The sequence below is a fragment of the Ideonella sp. P3_A4 genome, from assembly GCF_056403075.1.
Genome location: NZ_JBFUGE010000261.1, coordinates 1 through 8,287 on the forward strand (window position 1 = coordinate 1; position 8,287 = coordinate 8,287).

Annotated in this window: 9 protein-coding genes; 7 read left to right on the forward strand and 2 right to left on the reverse strand. The window is 65.9% G+C overall.

What is annotated here, in order from left to right; translation table 11 throughout:
- The 3 genes from AC1DYI_RS20425 to AC1DYI_RS20435 form a co-directional block, all read left to right on the forward strand.
- On the forward strand, window positions 1–243 hold a 243-nt coding region (locus AC1DYI_RS20425; protein ID WP_477205965.1), incomplete at its 5' end, for an SCP2 sterol-binding domain-containing protein.
- 13 nt (window positions 244–256) lie between these two features.
- The gene (locus AC1DYI_RS20430) at window positions 257–706 is read left to right on the forward strand and encodes a MerR family transcriptional regulator (RefSeq protein WP_477205966.1); all 450 of its coding nucleotides are present in this window, start codon (window positions 257–259) and stop codon (window positions 704–706) included.
- Window positions 707–733: 27 nt separating this feature from the next.
- Window positions 734–1,888 carry an acyl-CoA dehydrogenase family protein gene (locus AC1DYI_RS20435; RefSeq protein ID WP_477205967.1) on the forward strand — a complete coding sequence of 385 codons (1,155 nt, stop codon included), beginning with the start codon at window positions 734–736 and terminating at the stop codon, window positions 1,886–1,888.
- A 180-nt stretch (window positions 1,889–2,068) separates the two neighbouring features.
- Here the strand turns inward: AC1DYI_RS20435 and AC1DYI_RS20440 are convergent, their stop codons facing one another.
- The gene (locus AC1DYI_RS20440) at window positions 2,069–2,749 is read right to left on the reverse strand and encodes a hypothetical protein (RefSeq protein WP_477205968.1); all 681 of its coding nucleotides are present in this window, start codon (window positions 2,747–2,749) and stop codon (window positions 2,069–2,071) included.
- Between the two features lie 271 nt (window positions 2,750–3,020).
- Here AC1DYI_RS20440 and AC1DYI_RS20445 point away from each other — a divergent pair, with 271 nt between their 5' ends.
- The 4 genes from AC1DYI_RS20445 to AC1DYI_RS20460 are packed head-to-tail and all read left to right on the forward strand — an operon-like array spanning window position 3,021 to window position 7,117.
- Window positions 3,021–3,278, forward strand: coding sequence for a hypothetical protein (locus tag AC1DYI_RS20445; protein ID WP_477205969.1), 258 nt, complete (start codon window positions 3,021–3,023; stop codon window positions 3,276–3,278).
- A gap of 18 nt (window positions 3,279–3,296) precedes the next feature.
- The gene (locus tag AC1DYI_RS20450; RefSeq protein WP_477205970.1) at window positions 3,297–4,502 is read left to right on the forward strand and encodes an acetyl-CoA C-acetyltransferase; all 1,206 of its coding nucleotides are present in this window, start codon (window positions 3,297–3,299) and stop codon (window positions 4,500–4,502) included.
- A gap of 52 nt (window positions 4,503–4,554) precedes the next feature.
- Window positions 4,555–6,666: a 3-hydroxyacyl-CoA dehydrogenase NAD-binding domain-containing protein gene (locus AC1DYI_RS20455; RefSeq protein WP_477205973.1), complete on the forward strand. Its 2,112-nt coding sequence runs from the start codon at window positions 4,555–4,557 to the stop codon at window positions 6,664–6,666.
- Between the two features lie 34 nt (window positions 6,667–6,700).
- On the forward strand, window positions 6,701–7,117 hold the full coding sequence (locus AC1DYI_RS20460) for a hypothetical protein (protein WP_477205971.1): 417 nt from the start codon (window positions 6,701–6,703) through the stop codon (window positions 7,115–7,117).
- Between the two features lie 337 nt (window positions 7,118–7,454).
- Here the strand turns inward: AC1DYI_RS20460 and AC1DYI_RS20465 are convergent.
- On the reverse strand, window positions 7,455–8,287 hold an 833-nt coding region (locus AC1DYI_RS20465; RefSeq protein WP_477205972.1), incomplete at its 5' end, for a S8 family serine peptidase.

Genomic DNA, 8,287 nt, shown 5'->3' on the forward strand with positions numbered 1-8,287 from the left:
GGCCTGGGCACGACGCTGAAGTTCGACTGCGGCAGCGAGGGCATCGTGCTGATCAACGGCAGTGCTGTGCCCAACACGGTCAGCAACGACGACGGCGACGCTGTCTGCACGATCGCGCTGAGCCTGGACACGCTGAACCGCCTGATCCTGCGCGAGCTGGAGCCGACGACCGCGTTCATGATGGGCAAGCTGAAGGTCAGCGGCGACATGAGCGTCGCGATGAAGTTGCAGCACCTGCTCTGACCCTGGCGCCGCCATGGCCATGCAGGAAGAGATCGCCGCGTTGTCGCCGCAAGACGCGGTGGCAGCGCACCGCGACGAAACGACGAGCGACCTGTTCGGCATCACCGAGCTGTGCCGCGAGTACGGCATTTCGCTGCGGGCCATTCGCTTCTACGAAGACAAGGGCATGCTGCACCCGCGGCGTGTCAACGGCACGCGGGTCTACACCCGGCGCGACCGTGCCCGGCTGGCGCTGATCCTGCGCGCCAAGGCCATCGGTTCGTCGCTGGCCGAGATCAAGCACTATCTCGACCTCTACGGCTCGCACGGCGAGGGCCGCGTGCAGCAGATGCGTTATGTACTTTCGCGCACCGACCAGGCGATTGCCGAGCTGCAGCAAAAGCGCGACCACATCGACGCGACGCTGGCCGAGCTGCGGGTCATCAACGACGCGGTGCGCAAGGGCTTGGCGGATCGCCGCTGAGCCCGCGCCGCTGAAAGTTCTTCCCCCATGTCATTGCCTCTTTTTCCATCGGTCTGGATGACCGAGGAGCACCGCATGCTGCAAGACAGCGTGCGTCGCTTCATGAACGACCGCTGGGTGCCGCGCGCGGCTGAGTTTCGCGAGGCCGGCCTGATGGGGCCGGACACCTGGCGTGACGCTGGTGCGAACGGCCTACTGTGCGTCGGCCTGCCCGAAGAGTTCGGCGGCGGTGGCGGTGACTTTGGTCACGAGGCCGTGATCCTGCTCGAGCAGGGTCGCGCGAACCTCAGCGGTTGGGGTGGTGGCCTGCATTCGGCCATCGTCGGGCCGTACATCCTGCACTACGGCAGTGAAGAGCAGAAGCAACGCTGGCTGCCGAAGATGGCCACCGGCGAGCTGATCGGCGCGATCGCGATGACCGAGCCCGGCACCGGCAGTGACCTGCAGAACGTGCGCACCCATGCGCGCCGCGATGGTGACCACTATGTGCTCAACGGCGCGAAGACCTTCATCACCAACGGCCAGAACGCCAACCTGATCATCGTCGTCTGCCGCACGGGCCCCGAGTCGGGCGCCAAGGGCATGTCGCTGCTGGTGGTCGAGACCGATGGGGCCGAGGGCTTCCGCCGCGGCCGCAACCTCGACAAGGTCGGCATGAAGGCGCAGGACACGTCCGAGCTGTTCTTCGACGACGTGCGCGTGCCGGTGGCCAACCGGCTGGGCCGGGAAGAGGGCTCGGGCTTCACCCAGCTGATGCAGCAGTTGCCGCAGGAGCGCTTGATCATCGCCGTCAGCGCGATCGGCGCGATGGAGCGGGCGCTCGACGAAACCATCGCCTACGTGAAGCAGCGCCAGGCCTTCGGCAAGACGGTGTGGGACTTCCAGAACACCCGCTTCAAGCTGGCCGAGGTGCAGTCCACCGTGCTAGCCACGCGTACGTTCGTCGACGCGTGCCTGGCCGCCCACCTGAAGGGTGAGCTGGACCCGGCCCGCGCCGCGCTGGCCAAGTCCTGGGTCACCGAGCAGCAGTGCCACGTGATGGACGAGTGTCTGCAGCTGTTCGGCGGCTACGGCTACATGATGGAGTACCCGATCGCCGAGCTGTATGCGGATGCCCGTGTGCAGCGCATCTACGGCGGCACCAACGAGATCATGAAGGAGCTGGCGTCACGCTCCATGTGATGCTGCCAAAGACATGAACGGCAACGACCAAGACGACGGCGACCTGGGCTTCACCTGGCCGCGCATGAACAGGCCAGCGCCGTGTCGAAAGCGAGAGATGGGCGGCTGCCCCGCCGGGCTGCAGGCGACATGAGCGTCGCCCGCGAGCACATCGAAGGAGCCGCCGTGTTCAAGCCTTGGTTACTTGGAGACGCCCAGCAACTCGAACATCTGATCACCCGGCATCGCGCCCACACAGTCTTTGATGGCCGTCCAATCGCGACAGCCGATCCCGTAGCCATCGCCCGGGTTCTGGATGACGGCCTTGCTGCCGGAGAAGCCCTTCGACGCGTTCCACATCCATACCGTGCCGACTTCCTTCGTCTTGCCTTGCACCGACAACCAGTAGTGGCCAGCCTTCAGCTTCACAGGCGAGGAGAGCGCGATGGCGAGATTGCCGTCGACGTTTTTGGTGATCGGGGCGGCCAGCAACTCGGCGACGACCTTGCCTGGCTTGCCGTTCAGATCCTTGAAGAAGCTGATGTTGGCGCTGGCCACTTCACCGCCCGCCGAGCCCATGCCGCCGTAGGCGTGAACCTCCGAGATCTTCCAGATGGCCCCTTCGGGCACGGTGAAGTCGTCCGCGATGCGGATGTCCATCTCGTCGTAGTCGCTGTCCCAGTCGGTGGACACGACACCCGCCAGCCACTTGCCGGTATGGCCATACAGCACGTCTTTGGCCGTCAGCGACGGTGTCGGCGTTTCGATGCGCTGGTCCGCTGCGGAGCGGGTTTGCATCAGCTCTGGTGCCGCCATGGTGGCACCCGTTGCGGCCAGCAATACAGCCGCGGTCAATATGCGAACTTGAAGCAAGTTCTTCATGCTGATCTCCAACAAGGTTTATGTGTTCGAGCCCGACCCGCGGACTGCGGGCCTGGCAGGGATTTCGAGCGAATTGCCGGCGGAGGTCATCGTAGTGATCGGCGCACGGGCCCTCAAGCGCCCTCGGCATTTCCCGCAATCGCGGACGGCAGGCAAGGGCCGAGACGGTCACCCACGCACCTCTGCATGTCTCGCATTTCACTCGTTAGACATGGCATCCCATCCCTCATGAAAGGACGAGCGTCGCACTTCTTGTGACAACGCCACCCGCATGCGAGACGATTCCGACGACACCGGCGCCGATGGCGACCTGGGCTTCACCTGGCAGCGCATGAAGAACGGCGACGTGCGCGTGCTGCACCACGGCAAGCTGGCCAGCACGCTGCGTGGCCGCGACGCCGAAGAATTTCTGGCCGAGGCCGAAAGTGCTGACGACGCAGCGATGCAGCAGTCGATGGCCCGGCTGACCGGCAACTACAAGCACGGCAACGAACGCACCGCTGCCAACCATCCACGCAATCGGCGCTGATTGGGAGCAACCGAGACCATGACCGAAGCCTTCATCTACGACCACGTGCGCACACCGCGTGGCAAGGGCAAGAAAGACGGCAGCCTGCACCAGGCGAGCCCCGTGTGGCTGCTGCGCGGCCTGCTGCAGGCGATGCGGCAACGCAACCAGCTCGACACCTCGTTGGTTGACGACGTGGTGCTCGGCTGCGTGACGCCGGTGGGTGAGCAGGGCGCCGACATCGCGCGCACCGCAGTGCTCGACGCCGACTGGGCGCTGACGGTGGCCGGCGTCACGCTGAGCCGCTTCTGCGCCTCGGGCCTGGAGGCCATCAACCTGGCCGCGGCCAAGGTGGGCAGCGGGTTCGAAGACCTGGTGGTCGCTGGCGGCGTCGAAAGCATGAGCCGCTGGCCGATGGGCAGTGACGGTGGCGCCTGGGTGATGGACCCGCGCGTCAACCAGCACCTGGGCTTCGTGCCGCAAGGCATTGGCGCCGACCTGATCGCCACGCTCGAAGGCTGGGGCCGCGCTGAGGTCGATGCGTTCGCCGTTCGTTCGCACAAGCTGGCCGCTGCGGCGCGCCAGAAGGGCTTGTTCAAGAAGTCGGTCGTGCCGGTGACCGACATCGCTGGCCTGCCGCTGCTAGCCGAAGACGAGACCATCCGCCCCGGCACGACCGCCGAGGCGCTGGCCAAGCTGCAGCCCAGCTTCGCGATGATGGGCCAGATGGGTTTTGATGCGACGGCGCTGCGCAAGTACACGACTGTCGAGCAGATCGACCATGTGCACCACGCCGGCAACTCGTCCGGCATCGTCGATGGTGCGGCGCTGATGTTGATTGGCTCGGGCGAGGCTGGCGAGCGCGCGGGCTTGAGGGCACGGGCGCGCATCCGCAGCGTCGCGGTGATCGGCTCCGAACCGACCATCATGCTGACCGGCCCGGCGCCTGCCTGCCGCAAGGCGCTGCGCAAGGCCGGCATGTCGGCCTCCGACATCGACCTGTGGGAAATCAACGAGGCCTTCGCTGCGGTGCCGCTGAAGTGCGCCCGCGAGCTGGAGATCGACATCGAGCGCGTCAACGTCAACGGCGGCTCGATCGCGATGGGCCACCCGCTCGGCGCCACCGGCTGCATCATCCTGGGCACCGTGCTCGACGAACTCGAGCGCCGCAACCTGAGCACCGGCTGCGCGACGCTGTGTGTGGGCGGCGGCATGGGCATTGCCACGATCATCGAAAGGGTTTGAAGTGGCTGCAATCTCAATCAACAAAGGCGCCGACGGCGTCGTGCTGGCCACGATGGACCTGGCCGGCAAACCGATGAACGTGATCGACGCCGAGATGGCCACGGCGCTGGCCGGGCTGGTCGAAGCGCTGGAGAGCGACGCATCGATCACCGGCCTGATCCTCGCTTCGGGCAAGAAAGACTTCTTCGCCGGCGCCGACGTGGACCATCTGTGGTCCATCGACACAGCCGAGCAAGCGTTCGAAGAGTCGATGCACTTCAAGTCCTGGCTGCGCCGGCTCGAGCAGGCGGGCAAGCCGGTGGTCGCGGCCATCCACGGCCGTTGCCTCGGTGGCGGGCTGGAGATCGCGCTGGCTTGCCATCACCGCATCGTGCTGGATGACGGCAAGGCGCGTCTCGGCCTGCCCGAGGTGAAGCTGGGTCTGCTGCCTGGTGGTGGTGGCACGCAAAGGTTGCCGCGCCTGATCGGCATGCAGCAGGCGCTGCAATGGATGGGCGAGGGCACCGAGGTGCGCGCCGCGCAGGCGCTGAGCAGCGGCCTGGTGCACGCGTTGGCCAAGACGCCTGAAGACATGCTGGCCCAGGCGCGCGCCTGGATCGCCGCCAACCCGAAGCCGCAGCAGCCGTGGGATGCACCGAAGTTCCGCTACCCCGGTGGCGACTCGCGGTCGCCAGCGATCGCGCAGTTGCTGGCGATCGGCCCGTCGATGGCGAGCGCCAAGAGCTGGGGCAACTACCCGGCGCTGACGCACATCATGAGCAGCGTGTTCGAAGGCGGCCTGGTCGATTTCGACAACGCGCTGGCGATCGAAAGCCGCTATTTCGCAGCGTGCGTCGTGAGCCCGGAAAGCCGCAACCTGATCGGCACGCTGTGGTACCAGCTGAACGCCATCAAGAAGGGTGCTTCACGCCCGAGCGGCGTGGCACCGTCGAAGGTCAAGAAGCTGGGCATCCTGGGCGCCGGCATGATGGGCGCGGGCATTGCGTACATCAGCGCCAAGGCCGGCATCGAGGTCGTGCTGCTGGACACGACGCAGGCCAATGCCGACAAAGGCAAGGCCTACAGCCAGGGCCTGCTCGACAAGGCGGTGAAGAAGGGCGGCCGCACGGTCGAGCAGCGCGACGCAATGCTGGCCCGCATCACGCCGACCACCGACTACGCGGCTTTGAAGGACTGCCAGCTAGTGATCGAGGCGGTGTTCGAAGACCGTACGATCAAGGCCGAGGTCACGAAGCTGGCCGAAGCGCAGCTGAGCCCGAAGGCGGTGTTCGCATCGAACACCTCGACGCTGCCGATCACCGGGCTGGCCAAGGCCAGCGAACGGCCGGCCAACTTCATCGGCCTGCACTTCTTCTCGCCGGTCGACAAGATGCCGCTGGTCGAGATCATCGTCGGCGAGCAGACGAGCGACGAAACACTCGCCAAAGGCTTCGACTTCGTGCAGCAGATCGGCCAGACGCCGATCGTCGTCAACGACAGCCGCGGCTTCTACACGAGCCGGGTCTTCGCGACCTACGTGATGGAAGGGCTGGCGATGCTGAAAGAGGGCGTGCACCCGCGCAGCATCGAGGTCGCCGGCTTGCAGGCAGGCATGCCGATGCCGCCGCTGGCGTTGCAAGACGAGGTCAGCCTGTCGCTCGGCGTGCACGTGGCCGACCAGACCCGCAAAGACCTGGCGGCCGAAGGCAAGCCCTACGAGGGCCACCCCGGCGAGCCGGTGCTGCGCCAGCTGTGCGAGATCGGCCGCGTCGGCAAGAAGGCTGGCCAGGGCTTCTACGACTGGCCGGCCGAAGGCGGCAAGGGCGACAGGCGCCTGTGGCCGGGCTTGAAAGAGATGTTCCCGCTCGCGGCCGAGCAGCCAGCGCAGGAGCTGATCATCGAGCGCCTGCTCTACGCGCAGGCCAACGAGGCCGCACGCTGCCTGGAAGAGGGCGTGCTGCGCTCGGCGGCCGACGGCAACATCGGCTCGATCCTGGGCTGGGGTTTCGCACCGTTCTTCGGCGGCGCGCTGCAGTTCATCAACACCGTCGGGCCCGCGCACTTCGTTGCCCGCTCACGCTCGCTGGCCGCGGCCCACGGCAAACGCTTCAAGCCCGCCGCCAACATCGTCGACCTGGCCAGGCGCGGCGTGTTCTTCGAGCAGGGCGGGCCGCAGGGCGAGTGAGGGGCGGGGGCCGGAGGGCTATGGTGTACGCACCGTGCTGAGGCTTGCTCTCGTCTGTCTCTTCCTGATCGCCGGTTGCGTGACTGCGCAGCGGTCTGTCTACCAGGTTGGGCAAACGGAGGCGATTCGCCTGCGGGAAGCGCACGGGCGCTGGCTTGCCGAGCGTCCGCGAAAGTTTGATCTCATGCACGTCTCAGAGGCCGAACTCGCGGCCGAGGCCCGTCGTGCCGGCTTCTGCAGTGGCACCGTCGATTCGCAGATGGTCGTGCTCGCGCGGCCCGGTGTGGCCGACAAAGTCGAATGGCTGGCATTCGGGCGGCCGTCGGCGAAGTGGCTTGAAGGGATCGCCCGCCTGGGTTTCGCCGTTGAGCCAACGGGCACCGAAGATGTATTGAGGATGACTTGGCAAGGGCCGAGCGCCAACATCGACGGGAAGCCCGCATGCTCTTGATGTCCGCTGTTCTGTAGGCCAGTGCAGAAGACAGGGATGAAGCCTCGTAGGGGGCATGCCCTTKAAGGCCCAGGCTCCGGCCTCAACTCCGGGCGACCATGTTCAGCTTCTTCCATCCTCGGCCTGTCGTCAGCCGAAAAGAGATTCCGGTGTTGTCTGTTCGCCAAGAGGTTCAGAATCAAATCACACCGAATGCGGTGCTGGTGATTCGGTCGACACGAGGAGATGATCCGCCGGAGCCTTCGCGGCCGCGATCTACCAACGATACGACAGGCGATGTGCCCTGAGCTCCATCGGATCGACAGGCCCTCGTCGGACGCATCGCCTGCCTGTCCGGCTACTTGTAGAAGTTGGCGTACAGCCCGATCCGCAGATCGGACTGCGTGTCGGCGTTGTGCGGCCGGCTGATGCGCAACTTGTAGTTCCCCTCCACGCTGGGCGAGAAGTTCACCACCTCGAACGGGTTGTCGTACGAGGTTGAGCCGCCGACGTACGTGCCGTTGGGGTCGTAGACCTTGAGGTCCAGGTCCATGCCGATGGCGTGCGAGTCGTCAGCATGGGCGTAGGTGTACGAGCCGCGGTTCATCCAGGCGATGGCCACGCGCACCTTCTTCCATTGGCTGGTGATCGTGATCAGGCGATCGATGCTGCCGTCCGACGTGCCGTCAGCGGCGTCGTACTTGAAGAAGTCGCTGTTGGCGCCGGCCCAGTAAGACCATTTGCCGTGGAAGTGCGCGCTCTTGAAGTCCACGCCGCCCACGCCCAGCTGATCGCTGTCGCCCTTGATCACGTCGGTGGCGCCGGCCAGCATGCGCGCCTTGACCAGATAAGGGCGGTCGACCAGCACGGCGAGGTCCGACATCATGTCGGCCGCGAAAGCGGCAGCATGCGGTGTCGATTGGCTGGTGCCCGACATCGTCACACCGCCGGCGTTGATGTTGGTGCCTGGCGCGGTGAGCTCGGGCTTCTCGTTGCCCGTCTCCGGGTCACGCCAGGGCGACGAGTCTCGCATCGTCATGCCGTCGTCGTCGTAGTTGCCGACCGTGATGAGGTTCAAGCCCTTGCCAGGCGAGCACACGTTGCCGCTGTCTTCGCCGGTGTTGCCGCCGCTGGTGAAGATGACGAGGTTGTTGTCGTAGGCGTAGTTGTCCCAGTCGCGGTCCGTGGAGC